Source organism: Streptomyces sp. NPDC058307 (assembly GCF_042880295.1).
GTDB lineage: Bacteria > Actinomycetota > Actinomycetes > Streptomycetales > Streptomycetaceae > Streptomyces.
Genome location: NZ_JBHVYZ010000038.1, coordinates 21,770 through 39,475, shown reverse-complemented (window position 1 = coordinate 39,475; position 17,706 = coordinate 21,770). Strand labels below are relative to the sequence as shown.

Sequence of the window (17,706 nt, the reverse complement as noted above, 5' to 3'; positions counted from 1 at the left end):
TGCCCGACCAACTACGAGTCCTGGGCAGAGACCATCCCGACACCCTCATCACTCGAGGCAACCTCGCCCGCTGGCGGGGAGAAGCGGGAGACGCCGCCAGTGCTGCGAGCGCTCTGGCTGAATTGCTAGAGCACAAGGTACGGGTGCTAGGCCTCGATCACCCCCACACCCTCGCCACCAGGGAACTCCTCGCCTACTGGCGGGGGCAGGCAGAACAATAAATGTCCTGCACACCGGAGTTGAGGCTTTCCAGACCAGCGGGTGTCGCATGCGACGGCCGGCCCGTGGAGGCGGTCGCCCGCGAACTGGCTCCGCGTTGGCTTGCACGGCCCCTTTTGAGGCACTCGGCGGTGCCGGTGGCGGGTCTTTCGGAGCCCGCTGGTTCGTAGACGATCTCTGCGTGGGAGCTCTGACATGTCGGCGGGTCCGAGACCCGTGTTCGACGGGTCCCTGAGTCGGTGGAGGTTCCGCGGGAACATGGAGAACACCGAGCTTGGTTCGTAATCTTGGAACCGAGACTGACGGAGGAGCCCGGCGGCGCCGGGCTGGCCGAGGTATTCCAGTTGCACGTCGCCGCTGCGAGCGGGACGGCCTGTCGGAGCATGACTACATCTTCGACGCCCTTGCCGAGTAGCAGCAGGCACGCGATGCAAGCACGCGATGCGGGGGGCCTGATGCCCGTCGTCACAGCGGATCTGCACTCACCCCGCCGTGTGCCGATGAGTCTTGTAGGCCATTGTCACGTCGCTCATTTCACCTCACGAAGTGCCTCGATCCTGAATTTCCTCGCGTGTTCGCCGCCCGATGGCCGTCGGCGCCGTGGGCGGTGTGCCGGGCGGCCGCCCGCCCCGCTTCAAGCTTCCACGCCGCCGCGATCTGCGATTCTCAAGGCTGATGGTGATCACGCTTGGACAGGCAGAGGGGACGGAGCCGGCGCCAGTAGCCGTGCACGAGGTCTTCGGCCTCCTACACCTCCCGCTGAGCGCATGGCGCGTCCCTCGGCGCTGTCCAGCGCGTGACTCGGCGGGATACAGCGGCGGTGCGCGGCCTGCCACGCCGACCCGCCAGACACCATCGCGCGAGCAGTATCGCGGCCACCACCGACAACGCGCTGGCGGCACAGCCCTCATGACCAGCCACCGGCTCCTCCTGCCGTACACCCGCATGCACCGTGCCGGGTCCATGTGCCCTGGCAGCTCAGCGACAACGTCAACGCTGAGCTACGAAACCCGCACACGCCATCCCCCGGATGGTGGGAGGTCGGAACCCAGGCGGTCAACCGCAGGACGGGACCAATGTCCACCACGGCGGGGTGACTGGTGATCTTCAGCCCGAGAGGACAGCTGGGAGGGCAATTGCGCCGAGACTGGTGGTGCTCTGGTTCGGTGTCAGGGCCAGATGGGCGGTGATCGTGCCTTCCGCCTGGGTGCGGTACTGGGTCTGGCGCGCGAATTCATGACGCGCGGCCTCCCGTACTGCGCCGTCACCGACCGGTGCAGCCGGGTTCAAAACCAGGTCAGGACCCGCACAGCCCGAGTCGTTGTTCAGAGTCTGTTTGTTCAGCCCGCTCGGGCCGACGTCGAACAACCAAGACCGCTATCCCTTGGTCGGCGGGCACCGACCGGGGCCCGTCTGGAAAGGGGGCGGGGTCGTCGTGACAAGGCGGAGGGTGAAACGCGGGACGCTCCTCGCGGTGGCGCTCGGTTGTGTGGCCGCGGGGACCGTGATCGCCGCGGCGGAACAACGCCCACCGGACGCCGGAAAGCCCGCCGGCGCTGCCGCACGGGACCTCACGGCTCAAGAGAGGAACCGGCTGTACCAGGCGGAACAGCTCTTGCTGCGCACCTGTATGCGGGAACACGGCTTCGCGTATCACCCTGTACCGCGGAATCCCGTACCGCAGGCCAGGGAGTTCCCCTATGTGGTGGACGACGTCGCCTGGGCCCGGAAACACGGCTACGGCAGCGACATCCAACGCGACATGGCCCGGATACGCGAGAAGGACGTCAACCAGCGGTACTTCCGCTCCCTGCCCCCACAACGCCGGGCGCAGGCGTTGCGTGCGGCCAACGGTCAGGACCCGAACGGCGTCACCGCTCGCACGCTCGACGGCATGGTGCTGCGACGCAGCACCGAAGGTTGCCAGTCGGAGGCCGACCGCGTCCTCTACGGCGATCTGGCGGCCTGGTTCCAGGCCGAGGTGACGCAGGATTCGCTCCCGGAGGAACGCCACAAGCGCGTCATGGCCGATCCGGCCTTCGGGCGGGCCGTCACGCAGTGGGCTCGTTGCATGCGCGCCGCCGGCCGTCCCTACGTCAGCCCCGCTCAGTTGCGGGAGGAGGCACTGCCGGGGCCGGGTGAACCCGCGCTCGCACAGCGGCAGGAGATCCGTCTCGCCGTGGCCGAAGCCCGCTGTGCCGCCGACAGCGGCCTGGCCCGTACGGCACATGCGTTGGACCGGACATACACCGTCCGGCTTCGCTCCCAGTACCGCTCCGAGCTGGATGCCGCCCAGCGGCTTCAGCGGGGCGCCCTTCCCCGTGCCGACGAGGTCATCGACGGCACGGGCTGACCCGGCGGGGCGGACGTAAAGAGAACGCACCACCGCGCACCGTCCGCACCACCGGCACCACCGCACCACCGCACCAAGAAACCGAACGGCCGTACCTCGCGGCCGAGTCACATAATCCGTGAAAGGCATCGCCATGCGTGTATCACGTTCGCTCGTCCTCGGGACGGCCCTCGTCGCCCTGGGCACAGGGCTCCTTCCCGCCGTCACCGCCCACGCGGCCCCCGACACCTCCCGGACCACTTCCGCGTCAGCCGTCCCGGCCGTGCCTGCGGGCGTCCAGGCCGACGGCAACCTCCACCTGTACCGCGACACCAACTACAACAACTACTGCGCGGGTTACGTCGGCAACTCCGCGAACTGGGGAAGCTGCCGCAACCAGGTTTCCTCGCTGTGGAACAACGGGTACCCCGGGAGCCTGGACGACGTCTGGGTGTACTACGGCCCGGACTACACCGGCGCGCGGCGCGGCGTTTACAACGGTGTCGCGATTCCCGACCTCGCGCCGTACCCGTTCGACGCGGGGACGGGCACCGGAGCGGGCCAGTCGATCAACAACAACATCGCCTCCCACAAGTGGACGAACCTGTAAGCGACGGACATGACGAGGTGCTGCGGGCCGCTCTTCGCAGGCGGCCCGCAGCACCTCGCAGGCCTCCCGCACGCCTCCGCGATCGTCCCGCACAGCCGATCGGCGATCAGCACGGCGGCCGATAGGACGCGTCCGGGAGGTGCTGGCGCCACTGACCGCGGGTGAGGTGCGGGCGGGCGGTCCGGCACACGCGTGCAGAGACCCGCTCGGGGTCGGGGTCCCACAGCCGCACCGTGTGGTCGTTGGAGCCGGTGGCCACGGTGCGACCGTCGGCGGTGAAGGCGACGGCGTTGACGTCTCCGGTGTGGCCGGTCAGCGTCGCGAACTCCTCGAAAGCCCGCCGCCCTGCCGGTACCTTCCACAGGCGCACCGTGTCGTCGTTGCCCGCGGTCGCCAGGGTCCGGCCGTCGGGGCTGAAGCCCACCGCGTGCAAGGGCTCGGCATGCCCGGTGAGAACGGTGGACCGGCCCCGGAACCGGCCATGGGCCAGGGGCCACACCCGTGCCGTGCGGTCGTCGCTCGCGGAGGCCAGCACCCGGCCGTCGCCGCTGAACGCGAGGGATTTGACGACCTGGGTGTGCCCTCGGAGCGTGCCCAGACTCCGCGACGGCAGGGACGATGTGAGCGCCCACAGCCGGATGACGCCGTCCGCACCTCCGCAGGCCAGGCTGTGACCGTCCGGCGCGAAGGCCAGCGATTCCGCCGTGCCGGGCAGCAGAGCCCGGGAGCGCGGGCGGTGCGGGTCGGTGATGTTCCACAGACGGGCGCCCTCGTCGTCGGCGGTCACCGCCACCCGGCCGTCGGGACTGAGGGCGACCGCGTCGACCGCGCCGTGCGCCGGGAGAGCGGCCAGGAAGCGGGGCCGACGCGGATCGGTCACGGACCACAGGCGGGCCGTGCCGTCCAGGCTCCCCGAGATCAGGGTCTCGCCGTCCGCGGTGAAGGCGAGCGCGTTGACCGCGGCCGTGTGCCCGGGCAGGGAGGCCAGTTCACGTACGGCGCGTGGGCGGGCTGTCGACCACAGGCGGACGGTGCCGTCATAGCTGGCCGACGCCATCACGTCGCCCCGCGGGGCGACCGCCACCCCGTAGACCGAACTGCTGTGCGCGGCAAGGGTGTCAGTGGCCAGGTCCCACAGCCGTGCGGTGCCGTCCTGGCTGCCGGAGACCAGGGTGGAGCCGTCCGGAGCGAACGCCACGGACGTCACCGCCCCGTTGTGCCCCGTCAGGTACTCCGCCTGATAGGGGCGGCCGGCACCGTAAAGGCTCCACAGCCGCACCCCTTCCACACCTCCCGAGGCGAGGCTGTGCCCGTCGGGGCTGAAGGCGACCGCGTAGACCTTGTCCGTGTGACCGCTCAGGGTGACCGCCCGGGGAGCGCTCCGGCGGTCGGTGACCGCCCAGAGACGTACGGTCCGGTCCCAGCCGCCGGCCGCCAGGGTGTGACCGTCGGGACTGAAGGCCACGGACGCGACGACGCCTCGGTGCCCTCGCAGCGGCGGCAACGGTCGGGGACGGCGAGGGCGGGTGACGTCCCACCGGCGGACAGTGTGGTCGGTGCTCCCGGCGGCCAGCGTACGACCGTCCGGGCTGAAGGCGACAGACGTCAGACGGCCGATGCCCGTGACGACGCCCGTGACGTGTCCTCCGGGCACACCGGTCACCAGACGCACAGCGGTCATCGGCCGTAGACCGTGCCGCCGGGAGGGGGACCACAGGCGCAGGTCGCCGTCCTGTCCGACGGTCGCCAGGGTACGGCCGTCCGGGCTGAAGGCCGCCGAGAGCGGGACGCTGGTCTGACGGGTCGACAGCCGCCGAGGGTGCCCGGGATCGCTGATGTCCCACAGCTGCACCGTGGCGGCCCCGCCGGTTGCCTTCGGGTCGCCGGGCCCACCACCGGCGAGGAGCAGACGGCCGTCCGGACTGAAGGCCGTGGCACGTGTGGCCTCCGTGAGGACGGGACTGCCCTGGACAGCGGGCACCGTGCCGACGGCCCGCGGCCGGTGCGGGCGGGTGGCGTCCCACAGCCGTACTCCCCCGGCGTGGCCGGTGGCCAGGAGACGGCCGTCAGGGCTGAACAGGACGGGCACGTCGCCCCGGTGGCCGGCCAGTTCGGTGGCGTACGGGGTGGTGAAGGCGCTGAGCAGGCTACTGCGAGCCTCGACCGTGGGCGCCAGCCGATAGGCGGCCAGCGACAACTGCAGTGACAGGGCGGGCTCGGCCGACCGCAGCGCCCGGACCTGCTCGGCGACCCGCCGAGAGGTGGCGATGTCGCGTTGCTGATCGGCTCTGTGCTGGGCCCGCACGGCGACGAGCGTGGCGATGCTCGTCAGGGTGAGCAGAAGGCTGAGCAGCGCGATCAGACGGCGCATGCGCCGCACCCGCCGTCGGGCGACGGCCTGCTCGGCGAGGTCTGCGGCCCGGGAGGCGTCGAGGAACTCTCGCTCCAGAGCGCTGATGTCTCGCGCGGCACCGGCGGACCACTCGGCGACCAGGGCCAGGCGCGATCCGCGGAGCAGGACCTCGTGGTCCCGGCCGACCGATGCCCAGGTCTGGGCGGCTTCGGTGAGCAGACGGTGGACCCGCACGCTGTCGCGGTCCTGGGCGAGCCAGTCGCGCAGGCGGGGCCAGCAGCGGATCAGTGCCTCATGGCTGATCTCGACGCTGTCCTGGTCCAGGGACAGCAGTCGTGCCGCGGCCAGCCGTTCCAGGGTCACCGCGGTGTCGGGGTCAGTGCCGTCCAGCTCGTTGCGGGTGATACGGCGTTTGGTGTCCTCGGTGCCCTCCCCCAGCGCACACAGGCGCAGGAACACCCCCCTGGCGACCCGCTGTTGGGACGCGGTCAGACCGGTGTAGACGCTCTCGGCCGTATGGGCCAGGGCGCCTTCGATTCCCCCTGCGGCCTGGAATCCCGTCAACGTCAGCGTGTTGCCCCGTCTGCGCCGCCAGGTCTCCAACAGGGCGTGGGACAGCAGAGGCAGGACCCCTGTCCGGTCGTGCGCGTGGGCCACCAGCTCCGCGAGCAGCGCTCCCTCCAGCGTGCACCCGGCACGGACGGCGGGTCCGGTGATCGCCCGGCGCAGTTCGTCGGTGGTCAGCGGACCCACGGCGACCTGGGCGCCCCCGCACGCCTGCGACAGTTCCGGGTGACGGGTGCAGTGCGGGTAGAAATCGGCACGTACGCCCAGCACCACCCGGCAACGGCTGTCCACGGCGTGCGCGGCCGCGACCAACGCCCGGATGAATTGCAACCGTTCGTCGGCCTCCCGGCACAGCGTGAAGACCTCCTCGAACTGATCCACGACCAGCAGCAGCTCAGCGCCGTCGCCCTGGTCGGCCAGTGCTTGCCGCACCGCCCGGTGCAGGGCCTGGTCGCCGGCGGCGGGATCGACGTGCTGGGTCTCGGCCGAACGCGAGGCAGACGGGACCAGAGCGGCCGCGCTCGTCCGCAACGGGTGCGCGCCGGGCACGAGCACCACCGTCCGCCGCCGGCTGTGTGCCGTCTGCCAGCGCGGCACGACGCCCGCGCGCAGTAGAGAGGACTTGCCCGACCCCGAGGCGCCGAACACCGCGACGAACCGGCTCTTCTCCAGCTGGGCCGTCACCGCGTCGACCAGTCGCTCCCGTCCGAAGAACCAGTCGGCGTCCTGCGCTTCGAATGCCGCCAGCCCGCGGTACGGGACGACCTCGCCGGTGCCGTCGGCCGGTCCTTCCCGGTCGGTTCCCTCCGCCTCGCTGTCTGCGGCGGCCAGCTCGGCCGCGACCTCCTGCCACCGCTCCTTCCACCGGTGTACATCGCCGTCGCATGCCTCGACGTAGGCCACGGCGACGGACAGCGTGGGCAGTCGACGCCCCGCGGCCGCCTCGGAAAGAGTCGCCGCCGAGTAGTGGGCGCGTTCGGCCAGGTTCCGGTAGGTCGGGCTGCCCGCCTTCTGCCGCAGTCGGCGCAGATCGGCGGCGAACTTGAGCAGCGAACTTTCCCCCACGTCCAGCGGACGCTCTCTGCGCGGCACCCAAGTCCCCCTCATGCACCGGGCCCACATCTGTCTCATGGAGCATGGCCGAGTGGGTCGTTCGGAAACAGTCATTACGCGCCAGTCGGAGAACAGGCTGACAGCGAGCTCGCGCCGAACGTCGGCGCGGCCCCGGGAACAACGGCCGCAGGGCGTGCCGCGTCGCCACCCGCGCCGAGGCCCGAGCTCGAGGGCTACCCGCGAGCCCAGATCGCCCGCACGCCGATGAGTTTCCCGCGCCGCGCTGGTCTCTACGCAGGACTCCCACGGACGGAAGGCTGCACCATGCGGAAACTGATCTACGGCATGAACCTGACCCTGGACGGCTACATCGCCGCGGCCGGCGACGACATCGGCTGGAGCGGACCGCCGAACGACGAGCTGTTCCAGTGGTGGCTCGACCACGAGCAGGAGAGTGGCCTGTCGCTGTATGGGCGCAAGCTGTGGGAGGCGATGAGCTCCTACTGGCCGACCGGCGACCAGCGGCCGGGCGCCACCCCGGCGCAGGTCGAGTTCGCGCGGAACTGGCGCGACACGCCGAAGGTGGTGTTCTCCTCGACTATCGACACGGTCGACTGGAACACCCGCCTGGTCACCGGCGACGCGATCGCCGATCACCCGGCTCAAGGCCGAGGACGGCGGCCCGATGAACATCGGCGGCGCCACGCTCGCCGGGGCGGCCATGCGCGCCGGGCTGATCGACGAGTACGCGATCGTCGCTCATCCGGTCCTGGTGGGCAGCGGCACACCGTTCTTCACCGCGCTGGACAGCTGGGTGAACCTGCACCTCGTGGAGACGCGGACCTTTCCCGGCGGCGTGGTCCTGACCAGGTACGAGACGAGACGCTGAGCAGCTGGTGTCGTCACCTTAGGTCAGCACCGACCAGGCAAGTGAGAGAACCTCGCAAACCCCGCCCGGTGGAATCTCGCCTGTCTTGTCAGTTTCCCGAGCCACCACTGCCTCATCGGAACCGTGCCTGGCCGCCGGACCGGCGCTCCAACGCGCACCACCCGGCGTGAGCGGAGGTCGTCCGGCGGTGTCGCACCGACGCGTGGCCCCCTTCTCGACACGTCATGAGACACCTACGACTCGGCCGGCGGGAGGATCGGCGATCCGGCAGGGGCTGCGCAGTCCGGCACCTCCGCGTAGTCGGGCAGCTCGACGCCGTTGATCGCGCGCCCGACCAGCTCGGTGAACCATTCGCCGGCGAAATCCGGGAGCGGCTCGGTGTCCGGCCCGGGGACGTCGCGGCTGCGGGCGTTCAACCGGCCGATCTCCTGGTTGGCCTCGACGAACGAGCGCATCCGGGCCTCGTAACGGGCGAACCCGGCGTCGGGGTCCCATCCGGCAGCGGCCAGCTCCCCTGCCAGCAGGTAGGCACCGACCAGGGCCAGCCCGGTGCCCTGCCCGGACATCGGCGACGAGCTGAACGCCGCGTCCCCGAGCAACCCCACCCGTCCACTCGACCAGCGGTCCATCACCACCTGGGCGACCTGGTCGAGGTAGAAGTCCGGAGTGTCGTCCAGGTGCGCGAGGATGTCCGGGGTCAACCAGCCCAGGCCCGCCATCCGCTCCCGCAGCAGGCGCTTTTGGGCCGCGACGTCACGGTGGTCGACGTCGAAGTCGGCCGAGGCGGCGTAGAACATGGCCATCGCCCGGGTGGCGTCCTGAATGGGCCGCAGGAGGGCGGAGCGCCCGGACTCCTGATCCTGGTACTCCAGCAGCCAGCGGTCCAGGCCGAACTCGTTGGGCACGCTGTAGAAGGCCAGCACCTGCCCGAGGTGGCGCAGGAACCGCTCATGCGGACCGAAGACCATCGCCCGCAGTTCCGAGTGCAGCCCGTCTGCCCCGACCACCAGGTCGAAGCGCCGCCGGTTGCCGCCCGCGAAGACCACGTCGGCCCCGTCCGAGTCCTGGGCGAGCTCGGCGATTCGGTCGCCGAAGATGTACTCGACGCCGTCGCGGGTGTCGTCGTAGAGCACCTGGGACAGGTCCCCGCGCAGGATCTCGATGTCCGCGATGAACCCGTCGCCACCGTCGTCCTCGGCACGGAACGTCTCCAGCACCTGCCCGTCCGCGTCCACTGTGTGCGCGCCGGCGGTGTCGGTGCACGCCGCGCGCACCGCCGCGTCCAGCCCCATGCGCCCGATGACCTCCTTGGCGACCCCGCGCGCGTCCACCGCCTGCCCGCCGGGACGCAGCCCGGGAGCCCGCTCCACCACGGTCACCTCAGCCCCGCGCCGGCGCAGCCAGTGGGCCAGCGCGGGCCCCGCGATGCTCGCCCCCGCCACCAACACCCTGGGACCGCTCCCCCGCATCTTCTGCCCGGCGGTGCGGACGGTGTGCTCCTGCTCGGCGTCGTCGACGCTCATCACAGCCTCCATCTGCTTCCTCCCGCACCGGAACGTCCCCAGCACAGGCCCACCGCTGTCGGTGTATCCAGCCGTATCGACCACGGATCCGCTCAAAACTCATCGGTCTCGGCAGACCTTGATGAGAAGCGCCCACCCCGACGAGACTCATACCAACCCAAACTGGTGCAACCGCGATGACACTGGCCGACATCCTGCGGATCGGCGCCGACGTGCACCAGCCGCCGACCACCACCTCCCCACCGGCCCGGGCACAGGTGGCCCAGTCGGATGCCGACTGCCGGGCGGCCGACGCCTTCGCCGAAGCTGCGGCCGGGGCGTTCGGCACGGATCGGGACGCCGAAATCCTGGGCAGCTTCCCCGGCGACGAGCCGCTCACCGGCGCACGTGTCCTGGCCGAGCCGGCCGACGGTGACAACGGCACCGACCGCCCTTCGGGGTCTCGGAATCGGCTGCCGACCGCATTCTCGATCACCTCGCCCCGCTGCTGGCCGTCTCGCCGGCCGCGCAAGGACACCGTCCACATCGTCGACGGCACCTTGGTACCCACCCGCTACCGCAGCATGGCCGCCTCCAGCAAGAACTGCCGGCACTCGACCAACCTGCAGGTCGTCATCGACATCAACAGTCGCCTGGTGGTGGCGTTGGGGCTCCCCGCTGCCCGGCAGTCGCAACGACTGCCGGGCGTTCACCGAGTCCGGCGTCGACCGACCCTGCCGCAGCGCCCCGGCCATCGCCAACGGCGGCTACCAGGGCACCGGCCTGCTCATCCCGCACCGCAAACGACGTGGCCAGACGCACCTCAGCCCGCGACAAGCAGCGGAGAATGCCGTCCATCGCCGGGCCCGGGCCGGCGTGGAACACGCCCTGTCCCGGCTCAAGAACCGGAAGATCCTGCGGGACTGCCGCCTCAAGGGCAACGGCGTGAACCAGACCATGCTCGGCATCTGGTGAGAGGAAGAGCAGAAGAACACGCACCTGGGTCTATGCCGAACGCAGCACCGCGCCGCGTTCGACGGCCGCGGCGCGGTCCCGGTCGGTCAGGGCACGGCGGTGGCGGCCTGACCGGCCGGGTGCGTGCCGTCGTAGGCGTAGACGCGGACCTCGACCGACGTGCCTGGCTTCGCCGGGACGAGGGAGAGCGCGACAACGCGGCCGACGGCGTCCTTGGCGACCGTGCGAACCCGCACGGAGGAGGCGGGAGAGACGACGACCGTACGGCCGTGGGAGCAGTCGGCGGAGACGGAAACGACGCGGGGCGGCGGACCACCCTCGTGCCGGGCGGTGCGGGCGGGAAGCTGAGAGGCGGCCGGAGCGGCGGGCATGCCCCGGGTGGATCTGCTCAAAGACACCGTGCCGATCCCCTCGGCGCCGCTCCAGAACGTGATCCCGCACAGCTTCAGCGGGGGCACACCACTGCGGATGTCCGGCCCGGAGCAGCCGGCGGCTCCGGCGGCCACGAGGGCCAGGCAGAGGGCAGGCAGCGTGGTGCGGCGGCGGCACGGAGTCTGGGCCATCGGCGTCTCCTCGTACGGATCGGCGCTTCACGCGCGGTCGGTCCTTGCCGACCGTTACGGAGACGCTGAAGACACCGCTGACGTTCGTTCACGTGCCGATCACACATCACCGAAGCGGAACCGCGTTGACTACTGCTGCTGCCGGTAGCAGCCGGGACATCTCTAAAAGCTTGTCCTACCGTTTTGGCGCGGGTCCACGTCGGTCATTCGTAGGCTCGGTGAGCCCGAGGACTCCAGGTACGGCAGTGCGCTTGTCGCCGCTCGATGGCTGACAGGACTCTACTGCGAGGCCGTCTTCGCCCGGCCCTAGACGTGGCAGAACAGCCGGTCCGGCGAGCACGGGGCGTCCGAGCGCAGCCACGGCGAGACGTCCAACGCCGACACCAGCCGTCCGTCCGGGAAGCGGGGCAACGGCAGGCCAGCCAGCAGCGAGCGCAGCCGGCCGATGTCGATCGCGCCCTGGTCGAGGCCGTCGTACATCGCGCCATGCCCACGCCGCCGCTCGGGCAACATGGTTTGCCGATGGACACGACACCGGACGGACGGCCCGTCCCACCCGCGCATGCTGACGAGCCGACGCAGCGCTGGACGATTCCGGTCACCTGTCCGAACGGGAAGCGGGTTTTGTCGGCGATCAGGGGTCTCCCTGCGCTGGATCAGCGTGCACATGATCGAGGATTGCGCACGTCACAGCGGTCACGCTGATCTCATTCGCGAGCGGATCGACGGAGTAACCGGCGCAGGGACCCGGCTCCGGTTCTCCCAGCCGGCGGCGGGGCGGGGCGGATGTGCCTCAGTCGGCGAGCAGGGCGCGCGCCCACTGATCTTCGCGTTGCTCGATGTATTCCGCGTCGCTTCGCCAGGCGTCGCCATGACCTTCGCTCCACAGTGTTGCCCAAGGCTGGACACCCCGGGCGGCCTGGTCGCGGAGGAAGTCGTGCATGGAACGTGTACGGCGCCCCAGCAGAGGGACCAGCCGACGGCGTTCGGCTTCGTCGAGGCCGTAGGCGTCTGCGAAGCCTCGCAGTCGGTCTGCCGCGTCGGGGTGTTGCCAGTCAGGATGCGCGGACAGCGGGACGAACCCGCGTATGGCGTATGCGACGTCCCACAGGCGGGAACCGGGGCCTGCGGTGTCCCAGTCAATGAAGGAAAACTGAGCCCCGTCTCCGGCGACCAGGTTCCACGGGGCCAGATCATGATGAGCGATGATGTCGCTGCCCTCAGCAGGGATCAGCACCTGCCAGACCGCGTCGGGTGGTGGCGTGAAGTCCTTCACGGCATCGTGGAATTCGCGGATCAGCCGTGCCACGCGAGCCAGTTGCCGAGCGGATTCCAATAGCGAGAACCGGTCGGGCCAGACCACGTGACCCGGCATCTAGGTCAGGACCTCGCGCCCTTGGTCGTCGATGCCCAATGGGCGAGGCGCCGCGCGGTACCCCACGTCGTGCAGGTGGGTGAGCAGGGCGTGTACTGCGGGAGTCCACGGTCCGGTCGGTCGGCGGACGGTATCTCCGACGCGAACGACACCCTCACTGACGTTGCCGCCGGACAACGGCTGCTCTTCATCGCGCTGCACCGGATCAGTGTGTCGGGTCGGCTCGCCATGATCACCTCATTTAAGGAGCGCATCAGACGACGGGCACAGGTTGGTGCCGGCGCGTCAGGCTTGCGAGCGCAGCGGCTGGAGGCGCTCGGCCTTGGCAGTGGGATCGCTGTCTGCCGGGCCGCGGGCAGGTTCAGTTCGGGTCTGTGCTGAGGTCGAGCGCCGGGGTGATCATCGCGAAAGCCTGGTCGACCAGCTCGTCCATGCCCTTGGCGCCGTCGCTGTCCACCCAGCGGCGCAGCGCGGTCTGGAACGCGGTGAGGGCGACGCCGGCGGCGAGGGCGGGGCGCAGGTCGGCGTCGGGATTCACTCCGGCTCGTCGGGCGAGGATGCCGGCCATCTCGGCCTGGCACTGCGACTGCCGCTCCAGGAACCGGGCCAGCAGGGCCGGCGTGTTCAGGATCAGCCTGCTCACGTGCAGCGGCTTGTCCGGATCGGCGTCGCACAGGGAGGTGAACACGGACAGGGCGTGGCGCAGCGCCAGGGCGGGTGGCTCATCGTCAGGGCGGGCGCGCAGTTCCGCGCACATCTGCGCGCCGGCTCCCGCGAGCATGTGCACGACGACGTCTTCCTTGGACTGGAAGTAGCGGGAGAACGTGCGGCGTGACATCCCCACGGCGGCCACGATCTGGTCGACCGTCGTCTCCTCGAATCCCTGATCGGCCAGCAACGTCACCGCGGCCTCGGCCAATTCGTTGCGTACGAGCTGACGCTTGCGCTCCGCGATGTTGGCCGTCGGCGCCGGGTTCATGTCCACCACGAGCCTGATGCTACCTTGCGCTGAAGTTGTCTTACCAAGCCAAGCTTGACTCACTGTGCCATAAATGGCAGCGTGAGAAACGCGCAGTGGGCAACCTGCTGATCCGGCCGCCCTGGTGGCCTGGCGCTACTTCCGCCCGTACAGCTTGTGACCCGACCGCCAGGAACCGGGCGGACACGGTGACCGGCTCGCCCGGAAGCGATCCGCGACCACCATCCCGGACACCGGACTTTTCCCTTAGGAGACATCCATGACCAACCTGTTCATCCTCGGCGGCAGCGGCCGCCTCGGGAGGCACGTCCTGGCGCGGGCCGCCGCGCGCGGACACTACGTCCGCGCACTGGTGCGCAACCCCGAAGCCGTCCAAGCCCCGGCCGGCGTCGAGCTCGTCCAGGGCACGCCCGCCGACATCGACGACATCCGCAAGGCAGCCCAGGGCAGCGAGGCGGTCATCAGCGCACTCAACAACTCCCGCGCCTCCGAGAACCCCTGGGCCAAACCCGTCAGCCCGCCCATGTTCATGACCGACGTCACCCGCGACACCCTCACCGTGATGGGCGAGCAGAACATCCGCCGGATCGTCGTGACGTCCACGCAGGGCGCCGGAGACGACTGGGCCCGGATCAACCCGGTGTTCAGAGCCCTGATCAAACGGTCCACCCTCAAGGCCGCCTACGACGACCACCACGGCGTCGACCAGATCGTCCGCGCCTCCGACACCGACTGGACCCTCGCCAGACCCGTCACTCTCTCCAACAAGCCGGCCGGCGCTCCGCTGCGGGCCGCCCAGGCAGGCACCGACAAACCGGGCACGCGCATCAGCCGCGCCGACGTCGCCGACTTCCTCCTGGACACCGTCGAGCAGGGCACATGGATCCACAAGGCACCGCTCGTCTGGAACACAAAAGGCTGACCCACGCTCCGTCGGGCCACCATCACTCACGCAATCTGCCGACGGATGAGGGGCTGCCACGCCGCAGTCGGCGGAATGACGGGGCGGGATCAGGCGACGGCGGTCGCGGGCGCCTCGGGCCGCCGGGGGTGACGCCCTTCCGTGCGAGGCGCCTGGTCATGAGGGTGATGGCGGCCCAGGTGATCAGGGTCTCGGAGCTGGAGGAGCCGTTCGTAATCCCTTGCGTGGCAACGGGCGTGCGTCATCCAGGCAAGCCGGGCGTCGGCCGCCGGGTGCGGGCCGCTGGAGGCCATCGCCTGCAACAAGGTGAACCTCGAGAAGGACATGCTCCGCGTCGCCGGGTCGCTCATCAACAACCAGGGTCCCGCCTACGACCTGCTGCGGATGTTCGGCCGAGAGGGCCACCCGGCCCCACTGGGGCCGCTTTCGCCGAGTACGGCCGGAGGGACAAGACCATGCACCTGCCCGCCCTGGTCGACCCGGTCGCTGATGAACCGGCAGCTGACCGTGCACGAGTGCCGCCACCGCCTGGCCCCTGCGATCTGCCACGGCGTCCGTGGCCAGATCCGCCAGGCATACCGCGAGGACCAAGGAGAACCAGTTCGCCGCCCTCGGCCTGGTCCTCAATGCGGTGGTCCTATGGGCACCCGCTGTCTGGACGCCGCCGTCGCCCTGCTCCGCACCGATGGCCACGACATCGAGGACGAGGACGCCGCCCGCCTCTCCCCGCTCAAGGACCGGCACATCAACTTCCTGGGGCGCTACCTGTTCAACATCAAGGCCGGCTGCCTCGGCCAGGACTGCGCCCGCTGCGGGACGCGGACGCAGTCGAGTACGACGAAGACGGGTCGGCCGCCGACTGCAGCGGGGTGTCAGGCTGCGGGTACCAGCGCGGCGTCGTACTGCTCGACGCCCCAGGGCAACACCACACAGGACACCAGGAAACCCAGTCGCTGTAGCGGTACAAGTCCCAGTCACGCACCGTAAAACGGTGGGAATGGCCGAGGCCCGGTCAGAACATGGTGTTGTCGTTTTTGGAGGTGCCTGGAATGACCTGGAGGACGTCCCAGTGTTCGACGATCTTTCCGTTCTGGTCGAAGCGGAAGATGTCGATGCCCGCGTACTCCTCGTCGGGCCAGGTCTGATGGCAGTGGAGGATGACGTGGTCGCCTTCGGCGAATGAGCGTTTGTACTCGACGTGTTTGCCGGGGTACTCGGCGGCCATGCGCTCGAAGTAGTCGATGAAGGCCTGTTTGCCGTCGCCGACGTGCGGGTTGTGCTGGATGTAGGTGTCGCCGACGTAAAGGGCGAGGGCCTCGGCGGGGCGGCATTCGTTGAACATGAGGTCGTAGAACGCCTTGGCCGTTGTCTTGTTCTGCTCCGGATCGTTCATGGGGTCACCGTAGGGTTGGGCGCCGCGTTGAGCGCGTCGAGCAAGTGATCGGCGCCGACCGGGAGAGACAGGGCTCGTCCGGCCAGGTCGGCGGGGGTCTCGGGGTGGTTGGGGTTGACACGGACGAGGCGAGCCTGGGGGAAGTGGCGGGTGAGATGTTCGCCGGGGTGGCGGATGACGCCGGGGGTGTTGAAACCGGCGCCGAACTCCAGGACCAGCAGCCGGGTGTCGGCGGGGGGCTCGTTGAGCCAGTCCTGCAGGCGCCGGGCCGCGGGGAGGTAGGGGGCATCGATGAACTCGGGGCCGATGCGGACGTTGATCTCGACCTCGCCGCCGCAGTTCGGGCAGGTCGGCAGGGCGTCGGGATCAGTGACGGCGCCGGTGTCCGCGTCGTACGCGGACAGGAGCCGGTCGACCAGGGGCTTGCTGTCCCAGGTGGTGGGGGTGCAGGGGGTCGTGCACTGGTAGCGGCCGTAGTCGCCCTGGGGGGTGAAGACCCGGTCCGCCGCGAAGCCGTTGCGGACGAAGAGGGCGTCCACGTTGGAGGTCATCACCCAGTGGTCCTTGTCCCCGACGAGTGTGTGCAGCCGCTGGTAGAGCGGGTTGGGGGCGGGGCTGTAACGGATGTCGTCGATGTGGACCGCCCAGTAGCCCCACAACAGGGCGGGCGGCAGGGGCACGCCGACAAGGTAGCGGGAGCGCAGCCCGAGGCGGTACAGGGCGGGGAAGAGTTCCTGGAAACGGTCGGCATCGGCGTAGTCGTAGCCCGCCGCGGCGCTGAGTCCGGCGCCGGCCGTGATCAGCACGCGGTCGGCCTCGGCGAGCCAGGAGCGGACCGTGTCGGCCTGGGCTTGAAGGGTGTGGGGCTGGTGGTTCATCGGGGCGCGGACCCTTCGGTCAGGGCGTCGAGGTAGGCGGTGCGGTCGTCGGACGCGAACACGTTGAAGATCACGCGATCCAGGCGTCCGGGGCGGGCGTCGATCCAGTCGGCCACCGTGTCCAGGGCGATGCGGGCCGCGGGCTGCTTGGGGTAGCCGAAGACGCCGGTGCTGATGGAGCAGAACGCCACCGTGCGGATGTCCGCGATGTCGGCGGCGAGGTCGAGGCAGGCTCGGTAGGAGGCGGCCAGGAGGCGCTCGTGCGTCGTGTGCAGGGGGCCGTCGACGATGGGGCCGACGGTGTGCAGGACGTAGCGGGTCGGCAGGTGGTAGCCGCGGGTGATCTTCGCGGTGCCGGTCGGTTCCGGGTGGCCCTGCCGGGCCATGATCGCGTGGCAGTCGTCGCGCAGGCGGGGTCCCGCGGCGCTGTGGATGGCGTTGTCGATGCACGGGTGCCGGGGGACGAAGCAGCCGAGCAACGCGCTGTTGGCGGCGTTCACGATCGCGTCCGCGCCAAGGGTGGTGATGTCGCCCTGCCACAGCACCGTACGGTCCGCGGCCGGGTAGGTCGTGCCGGGGAATTCCTCGGCGACGCAAGGAAGGCGCTCCGGGTCCGTCACGGTCTTGACCGCGCGCTCACTGCTCAGGAGGGCGTCCAGCACCTGGGACACGTCCGCTGGAAGCGGGCCCGGGCGGCGAACGGTGAGCAGCGCGCGCAGCAGGCGTCGGGCGGTCGCGTCATCGAGCCGGTCAACGTCGCCCGCTCCCAAGCCCGCCGCCGCCGTGGCCGGGTCCTTGCTCAGCGAGGACAGCGCAGCGCGGACCAGGTGGGCCGGCTGCGCGGGCACGGTGGGGCCGACGGCGGTCCGGAACGGATCGTCCAGGGTGATCGCAGCGCGGTAGTCGGCGAGCTCGAGGGTGGAAGTGGGCACGGGAATTCCAGGTGGTGAGGGAGGGGCCGGTGCGGCTTCGGCCTGCAAGGGGGCGAGGCCGCACCGGGCCGGGAGGGATCGTCGGACCAGGGAGGGATCGTCAGAACAGGCCGTTGGTGTGCGGAAGTTCGGCCGGGATCGGGGCGATGACGTCCCAGTGCTCG

Annotated in this window: 12 protein-coding genes and 6 pseudogenes; 7 read left to right on the top strand and 11 right to left on the bottom strand. The window is 70.2% G+C overall.

What is annotated here, in order from left to right; all coding sequences use genetic code 11:
• Nucleotides 1–1,326: 1,326 nt before the first annotated feature.
• Nucleotides 1,327–1,587 carry a hypothetical protein gene (locus ACFVYN_RS25485; protein WP_390002158.1) on the bottom strand — a complete coding sequence of 87 codons (261 nt, stop codon included), beginning with the start codon at nt 1,585–1,587 and terminating at the stop codon, nt 1,327–1,329.
• An 82-nt stretch (nt 1,588–1,669) separates the two neighbouring features.
• On the opposite strand from ACFVYN_RS25485, the gene ACFVYN_RS25480 reads away from it, so the two are divergent.
• Together ACFVYN_RS25480 and ACFVYN_RS25475 are read left to right on the top strand one after the other, a co-directional pair.
• Nucleotides 1,670–2,572, top strand: coding sequence for a hypothetical protein (locus ACFVYN_RS25480; RefSeq protein ID WP_390002156.1), 903 nt, complete (start codon nt 1,670–1,672; stop codon nt 2,570–2,572).
• 133 nt (nt 2,573–2,705) lie between these two features.
• Nucleotides 2,706–3,161 carry a hypothetical protein gene (locus tag ACFVYN_RS25475; RefSeq protein ID WP_390002154.1) on the top strand — a complete coding sequence of 152 codons (456 nt, stop codon included), beginning with the start codon at nt 2,706–2,708 and terminating at the stop codon, nt 3,159–3,161.
• Between the two features lie 106 nt (nt 3,162–3,267).
• On the opposite strand, the gene ACFVYN_RS25470 is transcribed toward ACFVYN_RS25475, so the two are convergent.
• On the bottom strand, nt 3,268–7,173 hold the full coding sequence (locus ACFVYN_RS25470) for an XRE family transcriptional regulator (RefSeq protein ID WP_390002152.1): 3,906 nt from the start codon (nt 7,171–7,173) through the stop codon (nt 3,268–3,270).
• A gap of 285 nt (nt 7,174–7,458) precedes the next feature.
• Here ACFVYN_RS25470 and ACFVYN_RS25465 point away from each other — a divergent pair.
• Nucleotides 7,459–8,023 (top strand): annotated as a pseudogene (locus tag ACFVYN_RS25465) (dihydrofolate reductase family protein).
• A gap of 233 nt (nt 8,024–8,256) precedes the next feature.
• Here the strand turns inward: ACFVYN_RS25465 and ACFVYN_RS25460 are convergent.
• Nucleotides 8,257–9,546, bottom strand: a complete 1,290-nt coding sequence (locus tag ACFVYN_RS25460) for an FAD-dependent monooxygenase (protein ID WP_390002150.1) — start codon at nt 9,544–9,546, stop codon at nt 8,257–8,259.
• A 427-nt stretch (nt 9,547–9,973) separates the two neighbouring features.
• Between ACFVYN_RS25460 and ACFVYN_RS25455 the strand changes: the two are divergent.
• Nucleotides 9,974–10,500, top strand: a pseudogene (locus ACFVYN_RS25455) (transposase); the annotation flags it as partial.
• 86 nt (nt 10,501–10,586) lie between these two features.
• Here the strand turns inward: ACFVYN_RS25455 and ACFVYN_RS25450 are convergent.
• A complete protein-coding gene (locus ACFVYN_RS25450; protein WP_390002148.1) occupies nt 10,587–11,063 on the bottom strand; it encodes a hypothetical protein in 477 nt (158 codons plus the stop codon).
• 309 nt (nt 11,064–11,372) lie between these two features.
• Nucleotides 11,373–11,579, bottom strand: a pseudogene (locus ACFVYN_RS25445) (transposase); the annotation flags it as partial.
• On the opposite strand from ACFVYN_RS25445, the pseudogene ACFVYN_RS25440 reads away from it, so the two are divergent.
• Nucleotides 11,509–11,751, top strand: a pseudogene (locus ACFVYN_RS25440) (hypothetical protein); the annotation flags it as partial. The pseudogenes ACFVYN_RS25445 and ACFVYN_RS25440 sit on opposite strands and share 71 nt — an antisense overlap.
• 105 nt (nt 11,752–11,856) lie before the next feature.
• On the opposite strand, the pseudogene ACFVYN_RS25435 reads toward ACFVYN_RS25440, so the two are convergent.
• Nucleotides 11,857–12,615 (bottom strand): annotated as a pseudogene (locus tag ACFVYN_RS25435) (phosphotransferase enzyme family protein).
• Between the two features lie 184 nt (nt 12,616–12,799).
• Nucleotides 12,800–13,417 carry a TetR family transcriptional regulator gene (locus ACFVYN_RS25430; RefSeq protein ID WP_390002237.1) on the bottom strand — a complete coding sequence of 206 codons (618 nt, stop codon included), beginning with the start codon at nt 13,415–13,417 and terminating at the stop codon, nt 12,800–12,802.
• 259 nt (nt 13,418–13,676) lie between these two features.
• Between ACFVYN_RS25430 and ACFVYN_RS25425 the strand changes: the two genes are divergently transcribed.
• Complete coding sequence (locus ACFVYN_RS25425; protein WP_390002146.1) at nt 13,677–14,339, top strand: NAD(P)-dependent oxidoreductase; 663 nt, start codon at nt 13,677–13,679, stop codon at nt 14,337–14,339.
• Nucleotides 14,340–14,442: 103 nt separating this feature from the next.
• On the opposite strand, the pseudogene ACFVYN_RS25420 reads toward ACFVYN_RS25425, so the two are convergent.
• A pseudogene (locus ACFVYN_RS25420) lies at nt 14,443–14,593 on the bottom strand (IS5/IS1182 family transposase); the annotation flags it as partial.
• 70 nt (nt 14,594–14,663) lie between these two features.
• Here ACFVYN_RS25420 and ACFVYN_RS25415 point away from each other — a divergent pair.
• On the top strand, nt 14,664–15,326 hold the full coding sequence (locus tag ACFVYN_RS25415) for a Tn3 family transposase (RefSeq protein WP_390002144.1): 663 nt from the start codon (nt 14,664–14,666) through the stop codon (nt 15,324–15,326).
• Between the two features lie 25 nt (nt 15,327–15,351).
• Here ACFVYN_RS25415 and ACFVYN_RS25410 read toward each other — a convergent pair whose 3' ends face one another.
• Genes ACFVYN_RS25410 through ACFVYN_RS25400 form a run of 3 tightly spaced genes read right to left on the bottom strand, consistent with a single transcriptional unit; the run spans nt 15,352 to nt 17,542 of the window.
• Complete coding sequence (locus tag ACFVYN_RS25410; RefSeq protein ID WP_390002142.1) at nt 15,352–15,732, bottom strand: nuclear transport factor 2 family protein; 381 nt, start codon at nt 15,730–15,732, stop codon at nt 15,352–15,354.
• Nucleotides 15,729–16,610, bottom strand: coding sequence for an NAD-dependent protein deacetylase of SIR2 family (locus tag ACFVYN_RS25405; protein ID WP_390002140.1), 882 nt, complete (start codon nt 16,608–16,610; stop codon nt 15,729–15,731). Before ACFVYN_RS25405 ends, ACFVYN_RS25410 begins: the two co-directional genes overlap by 4 nt.
• Nucleotides 16,607–17,542, bottom strand: coding sequence for a protein-ADP-ribose hydrolase (locus ACFVYN_RS25400; RefSeq protein ID WP_390002138.1), 936 nt, complete (start codon nt 17,540–17,542; stop codon nt 16,607–16,609). Before ACFVYN_RS25400 ends, ACFVYN_RS25405 begins: the two co-directional genes overlap by 4 nt.
• Nucleotides 17,543–17,706 lie beyond the last annotated feature (164 nt).

Bases quoted from the DNA above. Each gene is read 5' to 3' on its own strand.
- ACFVYN_RS25475 (WP_390002154.1), top strand. From the start codon at position 2,706: ATGCGTGTATCACGTTCGCTCGTCCTCGGGACGGCCCTCGTCGCCCTG.
- ACFVYN_RS25460 (WP_390002150.1), bottom strand. From the start codon at position 9,546: ATGAGCGTCGACGACGCCGAGCAGGAGCACACCGTCCGCACCGCCGGG.
- ACFVYN_RS25450 (WP_390002148.1), bottom strand. From the start codon at position 11,063: ATGGCCCAGACTCCGTGCCGCCGCCGCACCACGCTGCCTGCCCTCTGC.
- ACFVYN_RS25430 (WP_390002237.1), bottom strand. From the start codon at position 13,417: ATGAACCCGGCGCCGACGGCCAACATCGCGGAGCGCAAGCGTCAGCTC.
- ACFVYN_RS25425 (WP_390002146.1), top strand. From the start codon at position 13,677: ATGACCAACCTGTTCATCCTCGGCGGCAGCGGCCGCCTCGGGAGGCAC.
- ACFVYN_RS25415 (WP_390002144.1), top strand. From the start codon at position 14,664: ATGCTCCGCGTCGCCGGGTCGCTCATCAACAACCAGGGTCCCGCCTAC.
- ACFVYN_RS25410 (WP_390002142.1), bottom strand. From the start codon at position 15,732: ATGAACGATCCGGAGCAGAACAAGACAACGGCCAAGGCGTTCTACGAC.
- ACFVYN_RS25405 (WP_390002140.1), bottom strand. From the start codon at position 16,610: ATGAACCACCAGCCCCACACCCTTCAAGCCCAGGCCGACACGGTCCGC.